We start from the raw sequence: 16593 nt of genomic DNA, 5'->3' as shown, positions 1-16593 counted from the left end.
GCTCAACAAACAGGAAAGAGGGAACGGAAAATGAGATATCTGATTTTGGTCAGTCACGGCACCTTTGCACCGGGTCTGCACAACGCACTCGGCATGATGGCAGGCAGCGATCGCGAGGACATCCGCTCGACCAGCCTGCTCGACGGCATGGACGTTGACACCTTCCGTGGCAACTTCGCAGAGCTGGTTAAGGACATTACCGCAGAGGACGAGATCATCCTCACGGCGGACATCATTGGCGGCTCGCCGCTGACAACTGCACTCGATGTGCTCACCGAAAAGGGTCTGCTGGGCAAAACGCTTGCCATCGGCGGCATGAACCTGCCGCTCGTGCTGACGGCGGCCTTCGCGGATGCAGAGACACCGCTCGAGGAGCTGGAACAGGAGCTGACCGGCGAGGCCAAGGACCAGATCAAGCGGTTTGACCTCGGCGGCGATGAAGACGACGATATTTAATAAAAATATGAGAGAGCAGTATTAAGGAGGAAAAAGTTATGTCAATCTCTTTTATTCGTGTTGACGACCGTATGATCCACGGTCAGACCTGCACGCGCTGGGCGCTCGAGTATCCCTGCGACGGTCTCATTGCCGTAAACGACAAGGCGGCTACCACGCCGGTGCTCAAGGCGGCGTACAAGAACGCAAGCGACAAGAAAACCTTCGTGTGGACGCTCGACGAGTGGCGCGCCAAGTGCGGCAAGGTGCTTGCCAGCAAGGATCGCTACTTCCTCATCACCAAGGACCCAATCACGATGAAGAGCATCCTTGTGGACGACGGCTTTGATCCCGGTGAGGTAAAGACGGTTATCATCGGACCGTGCAACGACCGCCCGGGCGCGACTAAGCTGGGCAACAATCAGGCGATCACCCAGCCGGAGGCGGACGCACTCGAGGCCATTATGCAGAAGGGCTACGAAGTAGAGTTCGCGCTCATCAAGGAGGCCGCCATCGGCAACTGGAAGAAGTTCCGCGGTCAGTTCGGCTACTAAATTCTATTTCACAAAATAAAAAAGAAAAGAGGGAGAACTTATGCAAGTTCAAGTTTGGCAGGCTGCATTGTTCGGATTGCTCGCATGTCTGGCATCCATGCCCGGTCTGGGCGGTACGGTGCTCGGCAACTACACACTGGGCCGTCCGCTGGTAGCGGGTCTGATCGTCGGCCTCATCATGGGCGATGTACAGACGGGCATTTATCTCGGCGCGGCTATTCAGGTCGTATACATCGCACTGGTAACGCCGGGCGGCACGGTTTCCGCTGACGTTCGCGCGATCTCTTACATCGGCATTCCGCTTTCCATGGTTGCCGTGCATTCCATGGGTCTCAATCCCGCATCTGCTGAGGGACAGGCAATGGCGGTAACGCTCGGTTCGGCTGTCGGCACCATCGGCACCGTGCTGTTCTACGGAACAGCTACCGTAAACCTCGTTTGGCAGCATATGGGCTGGCGCGCTCTGGAAAAGGGCGATCTGCGCAAGCTGTATGTGGTCGATATGGGTCTCCCGTGGATTTCCCACATCCTGTGCTCGTTTATTCCGACGTTTATCATCACCAAGGTCGGCACCAGTATGGTAGATCTGATGAAGGCCTACCTGCCAATGGACGGCGTGGCAATGAAAACACTGTTCACCGTCGGCTCGCTGCTTCCGGCAGTCGGTATCGCCATCCTGCTCAAGCAGGTTGCGACCAAGCCGGTTGATATTCTGGTATTCGTATTCGGCTTCACGCTGGCCGCTTGCATGGGCCTCAACCTGATTGCGGCATCTATCGTCGGCGGTTTCTTTGCGGTCATCAACTACCGCATCAAGATCCTTGCTTTGCAGAAAGCCGCTCCCGCAGCTGCAGCCTCTGCAGCAGAGTTTGACGACGATGAGGAGGAGATTTGATCATGGCAGAAAAGAAACTTTCCAAGAAAGCGCTGAACAAATCGTTCCGCAACTGGTTTTACGGCCATCTGACCTGCTTCTCGCAGGAGCATATGCAGACGTTCGGCTACCTGTGCGCCATGCTGCCGCTGGTAGAGGAGCTGTACGACACCAAGGAGGAGCAGACCGAAGCCCTCAAGACTTATTCCGCATTCTTCAACACCGAGCCGCAGCTGGGCACCGTCATCGTCGGCATGACCGCCGGTCTGGAAGAAGCCAAGGCCAACGGCGAGGACATCGACGGTGAGATGATCAACGGCATTCGCGCCGGTCTGATGGGACCGGTGGCCGGTATCGGTGACAGCCTGCTGGTTGGCACGCTGATTCCGATTCTGCTGGGCGTTGCGCTCGGCTTATCCTCTGGCGGCTCGCCGCTCGGCGCGATCTTTTACATCATCGCGTACAATGTCATTCTGACGCTCGGCATGCGCCTGCTGTATTTCAAGGGCTATGAGCTCGGCGGCAAGGCGGTTGAAATGATCGTCGGTGAAAAGGCGAACGCCATCCGCGAGAGCATCATCATGCTCGGCACGGTCGTTATCGGCGCGGTTGCCGCAAGCTGGATTTCGATCACAACGCCGCTTGTCCTGCCCGGTGACATTTCTCTCCAAAAGGATGTGCTGGATACCATATTCCCCAAGATGCTGCCGCTGGCTACCGTTATGCTCTGTTACTGGCTGATGAGTAAGAAGAAAATGGCACCGACGACCGTTATGCTCGTGCTGGTCGGCATTGCGCTGGTCGGCGTGCTGGTTGGATTCTTTGATCCGCAGCTTGCATACTAAAATCGTTTCACTCAGACTATATCACACTTTCACCCCTCTGGCCGCTGAACGAAATCGTTCAGCGGCCGCCGTACAGGAAAGGAGTTTTCTCAATGAACAAGACCGCATTACTGCACGAGGCCAAACAGCAGCAGCAGGCCCTTCGGCAGCTTTCCCTCTGGAAGCGAATCGCTATGCTGCTCTCCTCCTGCGCGGCGGTGCTGGCATGGTGGGGCATCGCGGGCAGCGGATTGCGCTTTGCGGGCGGCGTATGCGGCGTGATTATTGCGCTGGTGTGCGCGGTCTGCGCGGCTGTGATCGGACTGGGCATCCGCAACGGAAACCGCAATGTCGCCAACATTTTGTCGGCGGCAGAGCAGGCATAAAGGAAGAAATGCAATGAATCAACAACAATATCGGTTGCTGTGCATGGATATTGACGGCACGCTTCTGAATTCGGCGCACAAGCTGCCGCTCGCCAACCGCGAGGCTGTGCAGTTTGCGGCGAAGAACGGCGTGACCATCTGCCTGATGAGCGCACGACCGCCGCGGGCGGTGTTCCCGATTCGGGATGCGCTCGGCGTGGATGGACCGCTGGTGTGCTGCGGCGGAGGACTTATTCTCTCGGGCGAAAACCGGCTGGCGGACAGCCGCCTGACCCGTGCATGTGCGCAGGCTGTCCGGCAGGAAACGCAGGCGAGAGGTATCCACTTGAGCGTTTACCGCGACCTCGACTGGCTCATTGCCGCCGAGGACGAGTGGAGCCGCGCCGAGGCGCAGATAACCGGCGTACAGCCGACCGTCGCGCCGTTGGAGACGCTGTTTGCAGACTGGGGCGACGCAGGCGCGCACAAACTGCTCTGCATAGGCGAGAAATCGCAGATTGACGAAATGATTCCGGTACTGGAGGCAAAGCACCTGCCGATGACGCTCGTGAGCTCCAAGGACGAATATCTTGAAGTCGTACCGGCAGGCGCGGGCAAGGACACGGCCATGCATGTGCTGTGCGATTCGCTGCACATCTCGCCCAATGAGGTGATGGCACTCGGCGATCACGACATTGACGCGCCGCTGCTCCGCGCTGCCGGACTGGGCATTGCAGTGGGCAACGCTTCTCCGATTGCACGGGCAGCCGCCGACGAAGTGACCGCTTCGTGCGACGAGGACGGCGTGGCGTGCGCCATTTATCGCCATATCGGAGGAGGTGCAGGCATGAAATACCGTTTACTCGCGCTCGACCTTGACGGCACACTGCTGAACTCCCGCAAGGAGGTAACGCCTGAGGTCAAACAGGCGCTCGAGTGGGTCAAGGAACGCGGCGTACACGTTGTGCTCTCGACCGGACGCATTGTCGGCGAAGCGGCGGAGTTCGCCCGTGAGCTGCCCTGCGAGGATTTGATGGTCACGGCGGGCGGCACGGCGATTGCCACTGCATCGGATGAGCGCATTCTGCAAAGCTGGGACATGCCGTGCGAAATCGGCGCAAAGGTGGTTGAGGCGGTGCAGAGCCGGCCGGTGCGCGTGATGATCTACGTCGGCAGCAAAATCTATATCAACGAATATTCCAACCGCGATTTTGTCGCAAATTACCGCGTAGAGGGCTTTCATGCGAATAAAATCGTCGTGGAGGACATCGCCGGTGAGATTCGGAAAAACCATCTGAACGTCACCAAGGTGTACGCACTAGGTGAACGCGAGGTGCTCGAACAGGCGCTTGTGGAGATTCGGCCGCTGCCGGGTCTAACGATCACAAGCTCAGGCTCGGACAACTTTGAGATTCTGCCTGCCGGTGCGGACAAGGGACGCGCGCTCACCCGCCTAGGCGAGATGCTCGGCATCACGCCGGACGAAATGGTCGCCATCGGTGACAGCGACAACGATGCGGAAATGCTCCGTGCAGTCGGGATGCCGGTGGCGATGGGCAACGCGGATGCAGCGCTCAAGGATCTGGCAAAATACATCACCGCAGACTGCGACCATGACGGCGTAGCACAGGCGGTCTATCACCTATTCCAATAACACAAGAGGAGGAAGAGACATGCCGTTTATGACCATTCCGGAAGCTGCGGTTTTATGGCACATTTCCGCCGCCGAACTGCGGCAGCTTTGCGAAAACCATGCGATTCTCGGCGCGATACGCGTGCATCAGCGCTGGTTTATCCCGGAGGACGCGGCCTGTCCTTCCGAAATCCTTCCCGTATCCTGAACCTTGTCGGAGGTCTTTCCATGGCACAAACCGATCTGCAAATCCACAGCAGCCTGACTGCAGGCGGTGAGCTTTCGCCGCGTGCACTAGCTGAACGCTGCTGTGAGGGACGGCTGACGCTGGCGGCTTTGACCGACCGGCGGGCAGTCAGCGGTGTGCCGGAATGTATCTGGCGCGGCGCACAGCTCGGTGTGCGCATTGTGCCCGGCATTGAACTCGACTGCCGCTGGCGGGAACAGGATTTCCTTACGCTCGGCATCGGCATTGACATCACCTGTCCGGCGCTGCTCGAGATTGAGCGGACGCGGAACGATTCGGTGCAGTCGTTTGCAGCCGAGCAGGCGATTCACACGATTCACGAAGCAGGCGGACTGGCCGTGCTCGTGCCGCCGAATGAGATGGACGACACCTTTCCGGTGGCGGCATTCGACGGCATTGCAGCATACGGCAGTCACAGCCAAGCAGATACCGCGCGGTATCACACACTGGCACGCAGACACGGTTTGATCGTCACCGGCGGCAGCGGATTTCTCAGCGAGGACAAGCCGCCGTATCGACCGGGCGCAGTGGACTTTTATGGACACGAACCGCAGGTTGCAGCGGTATTTCTCGCCGCAATCCACCATTTGAATGAAGAAAAAAGGAGTTTTCATCATGACAGCATTTGAGTACACCATTACGGATTCCATTGGCATTCATGCACGTCCGGCAGGCATGCTGGCGAAGGAGGCCGCGAAGTTCAAGAGCAAGGTTTTCCTGCATTTCGGCGATAAAAAAGCGGATGCACGCCGCCTGATCGCCATCATGGGCATGGGCATCAAGCACGGCAACACCGTTCGCGTGGAAGTGGAAGGTGAGGACGAAGCGGAAGCGGCAGCGCAGATCGAGGCATTTTTCAAGGCGAACCTGTAAGGAGTGAGCGAGATGGAGCAGATTTTCGGCAAAGGCGTATCCAAAGGCGTAGCGGCAGGCCCGATCAGCTTTTACTGCAGAGCAAGCGGCGTCATTCCGCGCCATGAGGTGAGCGACACCGTGGCAGAGCTGGAGCGATTCCGCACAGCGCGGGAGACGGCGAAGGAGCAGCTCGCAAAGCTGTACGACAAAGCGCTCGCTGAGGCCGGTGAGGACGCGGCAATGCTGTTCGAGGCGCACCAGATGATGCTGGACGATCTGGATTTCGTGGAGAGCATCGAGGGTATGATTGAGAACGACCGTGTAAACGTCGAGGCCGCCGTCAGCGACACCGGTGCACAGTTCGCGGAAATGTTTGCTGCGATGGACGACAGCTACATGCAGGCGCGTGCGGCGGATATCCGCGATATTTCCGCGCGGGTGATCGGTATTCTGACCGGCGAAGGCGAAAGCGGCATCGCGTCCGATGTGCCGTGTATCGTGGCGGCAGATGATCTTGCGCCGAGCGAGACCGTGCAGCTGGATAAGGCGCTTATTCTGGGATTCATCACGGCAGGTGGCTCGGCGAACTCACACACGGCGATTCTGGCCCGCACGATGGGCATTCCGGCCATTATCGGTGCAGGAGATGCGCTGCAGCTGGAAATGGAGGGCAAGTACGCCATCATTGACGGTCAGACCGGCGAGGCGGTCGTGGAGCCGGATGACGCCGAGCGTGAGCGCCTGCTCAAAAAGCAGGCCAAGGAGAAGGCACTGAAAGAACTGCTCGATCAACTCAAGGGCAAGCCGAATGTGACCAAGGACGGCCGGAATGTGATGGTCTACTGCAATATCGGCTCTCCGGCAGATATTGATGCGGTTCTGCAGAATGACGGCGGCGGCATCGGCCTGTTCCGCTCGGAATTTCTGTACCTGCAGGGCAGCGACTATCCGACCGAGGACGAGCAGTTCAAGGCTTATAAGACGGTCGCGGAGCGCATGGGCGGCAGGCGCGTTATCATTCGAACGCTGGACATCGGCGCGGACAAGCAGGCGGACTATTTCCACCTCGACAAAGAGGAAAACCCGGCGATGGGTCTGCGCGCCATCCGCATCTGCCTGACCCGTCCGGAGGTGTTCCGCACACAGCTGCGGGCGCTGTACCGCGCATCGGCGTACGGCAAAATTGCTATCATGTTCCCGATGATCACCTCGGTCTGGGAGGTACAGGAGATCAAGCGCATCTGCCGCAACATTCGTGCGGAACTCGCGGAGGAAGGTGTGCCGATGGCGGACAAGGTGGAACTCGGCATTATGATCGAGACGCCGGCCGCCGTCATGATGAGCGCAGAGCTGGCACATGAGGTAGACTTTTTCTCGGTCGGTACGAACGATCTGACGCAGTACACGCTGGCGGTTGACCGACAGGGTGTGGGTCTCGACCGGTTTTTTGATGCCCATCATCCGGCGGTGCTCCGCATGATCCGCATGGCAGCCGAGAACGCGCACAAGGCCGGAATCTGGATCGGCATTTGCGGCGAACTCGGCGCAGACGCGGAACTGACCGAAACCTTCCTGTCGATGGGTATCGACGAGCTTTCGGTTTCGCCGTCGGCGGTGCTGCCGCTGCGGTCGGCGATTCGCTCGATTGATACGACAACACTGGCTCCGCTGGAATTGTAAAAAAGGATAAAAGCAGTGATATGCTTCCCAATTGGAAAGGTATCACTGCTTTTTATTCCAAATGCCAGCGCACGAGATACGTCACCGTGTACTCACCCTGATAACCGGAACGTGCTCGCTGAAAGCGCATTTGCAGCTGCGCGTTAGAGGTTTGCGTCTCAGATACGATCGGCTCTGCACCGGTGGTGAGGAAAATATCGAGCGAGATACGGGTTTTGCTCTCGTCCGAGTCAACGATGATATGGTCAACGAGCGCCTTGGACATCTCGCGCGAGAACCCGCAGCTCATCTGCCACCGTTCCTCGATGGTGCGGCGTAGGTTTTCCACCCGCCGGATACGTTCCTCCAGTGTCTTGTCTGCGTTCTGTAGTTCTGTTCGCTGCTGCTCGAGGGCGGCAAGCTGTTCGTTGCAGGTCTCGTTGCGCTGCTTGAACTCGTCGTTGGAGAGCGCACCCGCAAGCACCAGATCGAGCAGCTTGTCCTTGCGGTTGGTGACGGTTTCGATTTCCTGCTCGACTTGAGCAAGCGCAGGCGCGTTGTCCTGCTGTGCGGCAAAGGCGCGGAGATTGTCGATGTACTCCTGCACGGCGGCTGAGCGCTCGTCCGTCACCTGCTCGAACACGCGCTCCAAAATGCGGTCCAGCTCGTGACTGTAAACCGTCGGGGAATTGCAGCCGCCGGTTTTGCCCTTTTCGCGGTACAGCCTGCAGTTCCAGCACTCCATTTCGCCGCGGATTTTGCTTTTATACACATGCCTGTGGAAAGTTGTGCCGTGCCTGGCACAGATCAGCTTGCCGCTGTAGGCGTAGCGATTCTGGGATGCCTGCGCGTGCTGCTTCATGGTCTTGCCGCGTGAGGCAAGCAGACGGTTAGCCTGCTCCCACAGTGCTTCGGGCACGATGGCAGGCACACGGTCGTCCTCATGCACGAGCCATTTGTCTGCACTCAGGCGGTAGCTGCGCTTGTCGCGGTAGTCGCGTGAGGCGTACCGCCGACCGGCATAGCAGCCCTTGTATTTCGGGTTGCGTATCATGCCGTACAGCGTGGAGTAGGTAAGCGGCTTGCCCTGCCGTCCGCGTATACCGCGGCTGTCCAGGTTGTTGGCAATGGCGCGAAGACCGAGGTCCCCGGCGGCATAGCGCTCGAACACCTCACGGACGACGGCGGCTTCCGGCTCGACAATCTCCAATCGCCCGTCAACCTTGTTGTACCCGAACAGATTGTTCTGTCCGAGCAGCACGCTGTTCTCCTGCGCCCGCTTAAAGCCGAAGCGCGTGCGCTCGGACAGCTTGCGCACCTCGTCCTGCGCGATGGAGGACATGATGGTGAGCCGCAGTTCGGCATCCTTGTCAAAGGTGTTGATGTTGTCGTTCTGAAAGTACACGCCTACGCCGCAGCGCAGCAGCTCACGCGTGTAGCGCAGGCTGTCGAGTGTATTTCTGGCGAAACGGCTGATTTCCTTGGTGACGATGAGGTCAAAGCGGCCGCGTTTCGCGTCCTCGATCATCTTGAGAAACTGCTCACGTCCCTCGACAGACGTGCCGCTGATGCCCTCATCCACATAGCCTCCGGCGAATGTCCAGTGCGGATTTGCGGCGATATAGTCCTCAAAATAGCGTTTCTGGTTGCCGAGACTGTTGATCTGCTCGTCTTTGTCGGTCGAAACGCGGGCGTAGTACGCCACAGCAAGCTCGGTATCGAAAATACTGCGGCCCTGTGCCTGCATTTCGTCCAGTCTGCGGACGTCCATTGGGCGGCCTCCTTACGGCGTGCTGTGCAGCCGGGTCAGCTTGTCCGTCTGCACATGGCGGACAAAATCGTGCTCGTCGCGGGTGATGCAGCCGCTCTTCAGCATTTCGTCGTTGAGTGCGAGAATCTGGTAGATCTGCGCACACAGGAAATTGTTGGTCATGAAAATTCCTCCTTCTGGTAGTTAGGATTGCCGTGATGCGGGCGGTTTAATCATTCATACATATAAATATTATATCAATGACAGGCGTGGTTGATACGCTTATCGAAAGTACTTCGTGATACCCTTCCACACCTTGTTCGGCTCGCGCAGAACCTTTTTTAGCGCCTTCAGACGCTTTTTGCCGCGGGAAACGGTTTCGGGGTCCTTGTTGCTGCGGATCAGGTTTTTCACCACGTATTCGTCCGACGGCGAATAGAGCAGTACGGCGCGGGCCTTCTTTCCGTCACGTCCGGCGCGGCCGATTTCCTGCGTGTACGCATCGATGCCGATGGGCAGTCCGGCGTGCACGACCAGCCGCACGTCGGGACGATCAATGCCCAGACCGAAGGCGTTCGTAGCCACGATGATCGGTTTCTTTTCCGTCAGAAAGTAGTCCTGCACGCGGGCACGCTTGCGTCGTTTCATTTTGCCGTGATAAGCCTTCACCGGATAGTCACGGGAGCGCAGCCATTTGGTCGTGCGCTTGACATCCTTGACGCATGGACAGTAGATGATAGTCGCTCCGTGCTTGCGGTACTTGCGCAGTACATCGTCCAGCAGTCTGAGCCGTGCGTTCTGCAGCTTGCGGGTCTTTCTGGTCTTGCCTTGGACGGTAATTTTCTTGATATAAAGTTTAATATTCTTCCTTGCGATCGGAAACAGCAAGCGTTTCGGGTCGCGCATGCACAGCCGCTCGGCGATGTAGCTGAGGTCGGAGCGCGTAGCGGTCGCGGTGAACGCCAGCACCTGCGGGTGTTCGGGCAGCGATTCGATGAACGGCCCGATACGGCGGTAGTCCTTGCGAAAGCCGTGCTCGACCTGCGGCAGGATATGCGCCTCGTCAACGACCACGCGGCGCACATGCGCGGCGGCAAGTGCGGTGCGCACGTCCTCACGGCGGAGCTGCTCCGGCGCAAGGTAGAGAAGGCCGCCGTTTACGGCAAAGTCTCGCAGAATATCAGCGTGCATGGACGTGCTGAGGTCGGAGTTCAGCAGGGCGGCGTGCACGCCTCTGCGCTCGAGTGCCTGTACTTGATCGCGCTGCAGCGCGCGCAAGGGCGAGAAAACAAGCGTGAGCGAACCCGGCTCATCGAGCAGTGTAGGCAGCTGGTACAGTAATGACTTTCCGCCGCCGGTTCGCAGCCGAACGAGGACATCACGTCCGGCAAGAATCGGTGACAGTGCGCGTTCCTGTTCCTTGCGCAGACGTTCGATACCGAACGTCTGCAGTGCAGGATATATATCATTGTTATACATTATTGTCCTCCTAGTTACCCGCCGGAACGGCTGGAATGCGGGAATTCGTGAACTTTTTCGTTGGGATTGCAAGATAGCGTCTGCCAGCCCCCTCAGTGTTAATCTTGACCTTTTCAGACGTGCAGAGTGAACGGTCCTTCAATGCCTGTACAACATCTTCGACAAGCTCGGGGCCGACGCCGGCACGCTGCAGCAGACCAGCGAAGCGGTCGGGATGGTAGACCAGCAGCGGCTCGTTCTGATACGTGTATTCGAACGCCGTTGTCTCAGCAAGTTCCTCGAGTGACTGCGGCCGCGGATGGATCGCGTCCTTGTAACACTCCGGCTCAAGCAGGAAGGTGACGCCTTTATCAATCGTTTCCGCGCGGGAAAGCTGTGCCTCTTTTGCGACGCGCTCAGCTTCGCCGGAGATGCGGTCGAATGCAGCACGGCTGTTTTCATTGGTCAGCAGAGCGTGGCGGATAAACTGCCGTGCAATGGTAATCCAGCGCTCCGGAAGATTCAGCCGGTAGGCATGTGGATTGCCGGCAAGATCATCAATGGCCTCGGTGAGCGTGCCTGCTGCTCCAGAAATGCAGCACAGCAGCTTGGCGGCTGCAAGGCGAAGACAGTCTGCGTCTGACTCGCGCAGAGCGTGTACCTGTTTGGGCACAGTGACGGTGTATGCATACGCTGCCGGGAAGGTGCGCGTGGAGATGACGATGGGGAACGCGGCAAACGGGCGTGCCTCGGCGTTGCTGGTGAGCAGTTGAATCCGTGAATGCTGTTCGATCGTGTCGATCAGCAGCTTGCGCGGTGCGTCTCCGATCGGCTCGAGTAGCACGAGCCGCCCGCTTGCGGCGGGGCTGTACACCGGCGGCTGGCTGTTTTCGAGGCGCAGCGTAAGTGGGCGCTCGAACGGCGCAGATGGAGAGCGGAGCAGGTCAACCGTATGGAAGTGTTCCTCGAGGTTTTCGCGAACCGAAAGTGCCTGCGCGTTCGGCAGCGTGAAAACCATGAGGAAATTCGGGACGCTTTCCAGTGTCGATTCGCTCCACACACCTGCGAGCAGTACAGCCTCGAGAACCGGCAGGGCAAGCGGGTCATTCTGCAGCAGCTCGATGAATCGGGATTCGTCGAAAGTACCGAGCGACTTGGCAGCGTGCGTGTTGCTGAGAATATCGGCAAAAAGCGTCTTTTCCGTCGAAAAATCTTTCTCAATGTACGCACGATTGCGGGATAAGGTGTCGCACATTTCGTACACCAGGTCAACCTCGCGGTCGCTGAGGTCAAGGCCGGGAAAGCGCGGGTGTTTGTCCCAAGCGGTCGTGCGGACGGCATAGGTGAGGCGAAAGTCCGTCTGGTAAATTACTACGATTTTCCAACGGGTATGCACATCGGCGGACGAAATGCCGACCGCACCGACCTGCTCAGCGAGAAACGGTACGCGCAGGTCGCTGGCGATCACAGCACCGCGGTTCGTGATGAAGTAATCGCTCGCGTCGACACGATCGCAGAGCTTTGCAGGAAATGCGTCGTCGTCGGGCCAGATTTTTTCAAGCAGGACGACAGCGTCAGCCGCATGCGCGGCAAGAGTGCGGATAATCTGTTTTTTGTTCATAATTTTGCTCCTTTTTGTGGGGTTGATGATTTGAAAAACGTTTTTCGCTGTTTGTGATTTTATTATACATAATGAAAGAACTCCAATCGAGTTAACGTGCTCACAGCAGGGGAAATGTAACAGCTAGTTTTGAAAAAAAGTAAAAATAGATATAATACGATTTTAAATAGAAATATTGTTCGGGAAATGTAATGTGTAATGATATGAGCAGGGAGAAAAGAAGATGTGTGCTCACAGCAGGGGAAATTTATGTTATGAAAAAAACGACCGTCTGCACGAGGCAGACGGTCGCAGTGAAAAATAGGAAATGGGAATGTTTAATCATTCGCAAAAGGATCTTGATTCTGGCGAATGGAGTTCCAGTAATCAGCACCTTTTGAAAGATAGTCTTCAGTGCGTGAGATAAGCTGATCAGACGGCAACAAGAACCAACATGAATCAAGCAGTTTGTCTTCTGTGGAAAGCAATATATCGTACATCAGGTTAGTTAGAGTATCTTCTGGATAGAACCATTGGATTGTATGGGTCAGTAATGGAAAATCGGTACCGGACATCTTCAGCGGCAGTTTGTGAGGTACTTGTGCTGCATGTCCTTCATAGTTATCCACATACTGGGGATAAGATTGCGCGGTTTTCAAAAAGTTCTGTGCCCACAGCCAGAGATTTGTAACTTCAGATTCTTCATCTTCGTCCAGAAAAGAATCCCCCGGAAAGTAAACTTCATCAAGTGCAGGTGATGGAGCAGAGACCATCTGCTGTTCCAGAAGATGCGCTGTTACAAAAGCACCGATGAAATAGTCCGCGGTGGAGTAAGATGTGTTTGGATCAGAAGATGCCTTTGGCCAAATGATACGATGAAGACGGGTAAAAAACATCTTGGTACAGGGTCCGGTCACATAGTCATTCGGTTCAAACAGTATCGGAACAGATGGAGGATCCCCTTCAAGCATATCGAGGGCATGTGGCTCACATTGAAACCAGAAGGGGTGGGTATATCCATACGAGTGACGTTGTTTCTTGTGCTCCAGAGACAGCTCGAGTGCGTCAGCGATAAAATCATTTAGTGCTGCAACAAAAGAGGCAACAGAGGAGGGAAGCTCTTTTCTGGCTGCCTGTGCCTGTTTGCGGTATTTGCTGATTTCTTTGTTCAATGTTTTGTTATCCATCAGTTTTGATGGAATTGGCGGTATTTTAAATGATTTCGAATCCGAGAACAATGCACTTAGCGTACAGAAGATATCATCATACTGATGGCTGCGTTTTGCAGATTCCAATGCGGTCTGCAGTTTTTGCAAATAAACATGCAGATTGGTATCGGTATCTTTATTGGAATCCGAGGATACTTTTTTTAAGCTGGCTTCATTTAAAGTATAGGCCAATCGTCGCGTGATCTCTGGGGAACAAACCAGTTCACGGAATTGGCGTAATGCGGAGAATTGAGGATTTTCTACGAATTCAAGAGTGGAAAAGCAAAGGTAAAATAGTTTGCTGATATTGGTAGGAATATCGTTTTTATGTAGTTGCTTTTTTAAGCTGCAAAGAATCTTGTATCGATCCTCATCATAGCTTGTACAGAAAAAAGAATAATAGAGTTGCTTGTCCAAGTCGGGAGAGAGTGAATGACCACGCTTTTTGAGAAGATTAACGGCAAAGCGGTAATGCTTAAGTCGTTCTTTTGTAGTAAAGCAGTTGTATATCAATGGATCGATTGCGACAGCATCATCGGCGTTTTGAAAGCGGAGAAGTGAATTGCTGTTGCCTTCATCTTGAAATGCGAAACTGTAATACCGATTGGAAAATAGTCGGAGCCATTCTCGCAGCAGCTGAACAAGTTGGAAAAGCGAATAATAGTAATCACGGGTTGCATCTTTGAGATCGTATGAAGTTTCTGTTTGAAGGGCTTCATATAAATCTGTGATATCGTCATAAGAGGTTAGCAAATCCTCGCATACGACCGGAAAATCGTTATAATAGGCCAGAAGATTTTCATAAGAAGTAGAGAAGTCTTGATGAGCAGTCTGAAGATTATCGTATAAATCAAAGTCATCATAGCGTAGCTGATTTTTTTTACATACAATGGAGAAATCCTCATAGTAAGATAGAAGATCCGTATATGAAACGCAGACAGACCTATAGAAGGCTTGCAAGTAATTGTAAATATGTGGAGAATGATCATAATCATCATACAGAGAACGAATAAGTTCGTCACATGTAGAAAGAGAGAAATCATTTCGCTTGCAATGTGCCTGGTAATAACCAAAATATTTTTCAAGTGAATAGACGAAATAGGGGTGCTGTTTCATCAGAGGCAGGAAACAGGCAGGTGATAACATATAGCGCAGATCGCCTTTACGCAGATAGTTGTTATACAGAACGGTTATTGCTTGGAGAAATTCCATGTCCAGCGTTCGCGGCAGGAACGAATTGTCGTCTGTGTCGTTATAATAGCTGTGCAGCGGTTTGCGCCGGAGATTTGACATTTTGATGCTGTCGGATAGGTTGGGGAACAGCCAATCAAAATAGGCTTTGGATTCCAGAATATGGTTATTCGGGGGGATCCTTTTCAGTAGTTTGCGGGTGCAGGACAGTGCGAAATTCTTTTATACGGTACTGCTTTTCATATTTTTGAAGCGCAGCCATGATCCAGTCTGTGATGACACAGCTGATCAAAATGTCGTATAAGGATTGTTGTGTTCCGTTAAAAGTTGAGGTTTGTGTGTGCAGAAAAGATAGGAAATTTTATGTATGTTTCTGCAGATACGGAAATTTTTTTAGTTTTTTATCAAGCCAATTTGGCAGAGTCTTAGCGTTAGATTTAGATGGTTTCCAAGCAAAGAAAAACCGCAGATCATCTTCGACCTCTTGAATATTTTTTCGGAGTTTAAACGATTCGGAAGGGGATAGAAATTGAGGAGTTTCTTTAAATGTAATCATAAGAGTATCACCTCTATATATAAAGTACATTTATTCCAATCCTATAGGATATAAATGATCTATCCATAGGATATTTTCAATTCTCAGTTATAGTATAAACTGACAGGATAGTAATTGCTATATATTTCTATCTTGTATAACAAATATCGTTCTTGAATGATTACTGTTTATTACTGTATTGTTCGGACGATATAACTTTTTATCTGTGCACAACAGTCTGATAAAATTATAAAAGAAGAAGGTATATGAGATGGACATTTATCATTCTATACATACAATCACGTTACAGCGGAAGATTCCGCTTGAGGAAGTAAGCAGCTATCGCAGTCTGCTGTATGGCTTGTCTGACAGATATGGAACAGGCAGCTATCGAAAATCAGAAAATGAATACTATTTTTACATGTACGCACCGCAGGGCGTGATGATAAGCCTGCGGGCCGCGCGAAACTGCGGTTTTATCAAATTAACAATCAATCTCAATTCGCTGCTCTATATGGAGATACAGAGAGTAGCATTATTCAGCCCGTGCCGAGATTATATGAGAACACTGGACTGCAATCTGCGCGATATCCTGCGTGATGCACAGCTCGGCACACCGGAGACCTTCACATTTGCACGGGTAGACTTCAGCGTGAACGCAAAAACACCGGACCCGCTTGCGTATATTGCGTTGGCGCACAAGGGCGGTGTGCCGAACGGCTTTAAACAGACCTATCCGCGGTTTGACAACAAAAAGCGGAATAGACTCATTCGATACGCGTATTCCTACGATTTAACGTACAGCATAGAGGAGTATGCCATCTCGCTGTACTCCAAAGCGGATCAGCTGCGGGACGATTACAGCGCACAGCTGACCGACTATCAGCAGGCACAGGGTATACTCCGGCTGGAGGCGAAATACGGCGCCGCCATGCTGCAAAAGCACTTCGGCATAACCGATCTGTCGTATTCACCGGAATTGCTGTACCGGTTCCTGCAGGAATCATCGTGTATCCTGTGCAAAGCTATGCAGGACTGCTTTCCGGCGGGAACATATTACTCGCTTGCGGCGGTGCAGGAGCAGCTTGCCCAAGCGGGAAAATCCGTGCAGAGGGAGCGGCTGGGCACATGGATTGCGCAGACCTCACGCATGAGCAGCGCCTGCAAGGCACGCCGTGCGCTTTGCGCGGAACTTTCCGGCTCGCAGTATGCCGCACTGATGGTCTATCAGCGCACGAGCGGGATCAACCCGGTGACGATCGGTCGTGCATGGAAACGGAAGGCGCTGCCGAGTCTGCAGAGCGTGTTCGGCTTTGCCGAATAACCGGGGGATCTAACAATCGGACAACGAATCCCATAGGAATCGTACAACACAGAACGCAGGCAGGCGAAACTCCTGCGTATC

The 16593-nt window shown here is 54.3% G+C and carries 17 protein-coding genes; 11 read left to right on the top strand and 6 right to left on the bottom strand.

Going from position 1 to position 16593, the window contains the following annotated elements; all coding sequences use genetic code 11:
- The first annotated feature begins 30 nt into the window (after positions 1-30).
- The 10 genes from IEY11_RS05275 to ptsP all read left to right on the top strand — a co-directional run bounded on the left by IEY11_RS05275 (position 31) and on the right by ptsP (position 7467).
- Positions 31-456, top strand: a complete 426-nt coding sequence (locus IEY11_RS05275; RefSeq protein ID WP_188886003.1) for a PTS sugar transporter subunit IIA — start codon at positions 31-33, stop codon at positions 454-456.
- 38 nt (positions 457-494) lie between these two features.
- Positions 495-989: a PTS system mannose/fructose/N-acetylgalactosamine-transporter subunit IIB gene (locus IEY11_RS05270; protein ID WP_117489526.1), complete on the top strand. Its 495-nt coding sequence runs from the start codon at positions 495-497 to the stop codon at positions 987-989.
- Positions 990-1029: 40 nt separating this feature from the next.
- Complete coding sequence (locus IEY11_RS05265) at positions 1030-1884, top strand: PTS mannose/fructose/sorbose/N-acetylgalactosamine transporter subunit IIC (protein WP_117489527.1); 855 nt, start codon at positions 1030-1032, stop codon at positions 1882-1884.
- 2 nt (positions 1885-1886) lie between these two features.
- A complete protein-coding gene (locus IEY11_RS05260) occupies positions 1887-2708 on the top strand; it encodes a PTS system mannose/fructose/sorbose family transporter subunit IID (protein WP_117489529.1) in 822 nt (273 codons plus the stop codon).
- Between the two features lie 92 nt (positions 2709-2800).
- Positions 2801-3073 carry a hypothetical protein gene (locus IEY11_RS05255; protein ID WP_117751252.1) on the top strand — a complete coding sequence of 91 codons (273 nt, stop codon included), beginning with the start codon at positions 2801-2803 and terminating at the stop codon, positions 3071-3073.
- A 13-nt stretch (positions 3074-3086) separates the two neighbouring features.
- A complete protein-coding gene (locus IEY11_RS05250; protein ID WP_188886002.1) occupies positions 3087-4706 on the top strand; it encodes a Cof-type HAD-IIB family hydrolase in 1620 nt (539 codons plus the stop codon).
- 19 nt (positions 4707-4725) lie between these two features.
- Positions 4726-4893, top strand: coding sequence for a MerR family transcriptional regulator (locus IEY11_RS05245; protein WP_118729074.1), 168 nt, complete (start codon positions 4726-4728; stop codon positions 4891-4893).
- Positions 4894-4913: 20 nt separating this feature from the next.
- A complete protein-coding gene (locus IEY11_RS05240) occupies positions 4914-5561 on the top strand; it encodes a PHP domain-containing protein (RefSeq protein ID WP_188886001.1) in 648 nt (215 codons plus the stop codon).
- A complete protein-coding gene (locus IEY11_RS05235) occupies positions 5548-5805 on the top strand; it encodes an HPr family phosphocarrier protein (RefSeq protein ID WP_117489539.1) in 258 nt (85 codons plus the stop codon). The genes IEY11_RS05240 and IEY11_RS05235 overlap by 14 nt, the downstream gene beginning before the upstream one ends.
- 12 nt (positions 5806-5817) lie before the next feature.
- The gene (gene ptsP / locus IEY11_RS05230; RefSeq protein WP_188886000.1) at positions 5818-7467 is read left to right on the top strand and encodes a phosphoenolpyruvate--protein phosphotransferase; all 1650 of its coding nucleotides are present in this window, start codon (positions 5818-5820) and stop codon (positions 7465-7467) included.
- 52 nt (positions 7468-7519) lie between these two features.
- On the opposite strand, the gene IEY11_RS05225 is transcribed toward ptsP, so the two are convergent.
- The 6 genes from IEY11_RS05225 to IEY11_RS05200 form a co-directional block, all read right to left on the bottom strand.
- Complete coding sequence (locus IEY11_RS05225; RefSeq protein ID WP_188885999.1) at positions 7520-9217, bottom strand: recombinase family protein; 1698 nt, start codon at positions 9215-9217, stop codon at positions 7520-7522.
- A gap of 12 nt (positions 9218-9229) precedes the next feature.
- Positions 9230-9379 carry a hypothetical protein gene (locus IEY11_RS05220; protein WP_158578271.1) on the bottom strand — a complete coding sequence of 50 codons (150 nt, stop codon included), beginning with the start codon at positions 9377-9379 and terminating at the stop codon, positions 9230-9232.
- Positions 9380-9478: 99 nt separating this feature from the next.
- Positions 9479-10675, bottom strand: coding sequence for a RecQ family ATP-dependent DNA helicase (locus tag IEY11_RS05215; protein WP_188885998.1), 1197 nt, complete (start codon positions 10673-10675; stop codon positions 9479-9481).
- Between the two features lie 10 nt (positions 10676-10685).
- On the bottom strand, positions 10686-12275 hold the full coding sequence (locus IEY11_RS05210; protein WP_188885997.1) for a hypothetical protein: 1590 nt from the start codon (positions 12273-12275) through the stop codon (positions 10686-10688).
- A gap of 317 nt (positions 12276-12592) precedes the next feature.
- Positions 12593-14674: a hypothetical protein gene (locus IEY11_RS05205; protein WP_188885996.1), complete on the bottom strand. Its 2082-nt coding sequence runs from the start codon at positions 14672-14674 to the stop codon at positions 12593-12595.
- 340 nt (positions 14675-15014) lie between these two features.
- Positions 15015-15209 (bottom strand): hypothetical protein, encoded by a 195-nt coding sequence (locus IEY11_RS05200; protein WP_118729065.1) that lies wholly within the window; start codon positions 15207-15209, stop codon positions 15015-15017.
- Positions 15210-15459: 250 nt separating this feature from the next.
- On the opposite strand from IEY11_RS05200, the gene IEY11_RS05195 reads away from it, so the two are divergent.
- A complete protein-coding gene (locus IEY11_RS05195) occupies positions 15460-16512 on the top strand; it encodes a hypothetical protein (RefSeq protein ID WP_118729064.1) in 1053 nt (350 codons plus the stop codon).
- The last annotated feature ends 81 nt before the right edge of the window (positions 16513-16593 follow it).

This window comes from Butyricicoccus faecihominis (assembly GCF_014648015.1).
Classification (GTDB): Bacteria; Bacillota; Clostridia; order Oscillospirales; family Butyricicoccaceae; genus Agathobaculum; species Agathobaculum butyriciproducens.
The sequence above is the reverse complement of the archived record's forward strand: the minus strand, read 5'-3'. Positions and strand labels throughout refer to the sequence as shown.